General features: G+C 53.1%; 1 protein-coding gene. It reads right to left on the bottom strand.

Annotation, left to right across the window (positions count from 1 at the left end; genetic code table 11):
- A partial coding sequence (gene psbD / locus MICAI_RS16140) for a photosystem II D2 protein (photosystem q(a) protein) (protein ID WP_039900339.1) occupies nt 1-1,026 on the bottom strand: 1,026 nt, incomplete at both ends.

Here is a 1,026-nt window from a genome sequence, read left to right as displayed (position 1 = left end):
TTCAGGGAAGATAAAGTTTTCGTGGGGTTGGTCTTGGGGAGCCATCCAAGCTCTCAGACCTTCGTTAAGCAGAATATTTTTAGTGTAGAAGGTTTCAAATTCTGGGTCTTCCGCCGCTCTCAATTCCTGAGAAACGAAGTCATAGGCCCGGAGGTTAAGGGCTAATCCCACTACACCCACAGCACTCATCCATAAACCAGTCACGGGGACAAAGAGCATGAAGAAGTGTAACCAACGTTTGTTGGAGAAAGCGATGCCGAAGATTTGCGACCAGAAACGGTTCGCAGTGACCATGGAGTAGGTTTCTTCCGCTTGGGTGGGTTCAAAAGCCCGGAAAGTGTTGGAACCTTCACCGTCTTCAAACAGGGTATTTTCTACGGTCGCTCCGTGAATAGCACAGAGAAGCGCACCACCGAGGATACCAGCTACACCCATCATGTGGAAGGGGTTCAGGGTCCAGTTGTGGAAGCCTTGGAAGAAGAGAATAAAACGGAAGATACCAGCCACGCCGAAGCTAGGGGCAAAGAACCAGCTAGACTGACCGAGGGGGTACATCAGGAAGACACTGACGAACACCGCAATCGGACCGGAGAAGGCGAGGGCGTTGTAGGGACGAATGCCGACTAAACGGGCGATTTCAAACTGACGTAGCATGAAGCCAATCAGGCCGAAAGCACCGTGGAGGGCGACAAAGGGCCATAAACCGCCGATTTGACACCAACGGGTGAAGTTACCTTGGGCTTCCGGTCCCCAGAGAAAGAGGATGGAGTGACCGAAGGCATCAGCGGGGGTGGAGACGGCTACAGTCAGGAAGTTGCCGCCTTCTAAGTAGGAACTGGCTAACCCGTGGGTGTACCAGGAGGTGACGAAGGTGGTGCCGGTTAACCATCCACCTAGGGCCATGAAGGCGCAGGGGAAGAGTAGTAAACCAGACCAACCGATGAAGACGAAACGGTCTCTTTTGAGCCAGTCATCGAGAGCATCAAACAGCCCTCTTTCTGGGGCGCGTCCGACAGCAATGGTCAT

Origin of the sequence: Microcystis sp. T1-4, from assembly GCF_000297435.1 — a bacterium.
Lineage (GTDB): Bacteria > Cyanobacteriota > Cyanobacteriia > Cyanobacteriales > Microcystaceae > Microcystis.
This window is presented reverse-complemented; position numbering and strand designations above follow the sequence as displayed.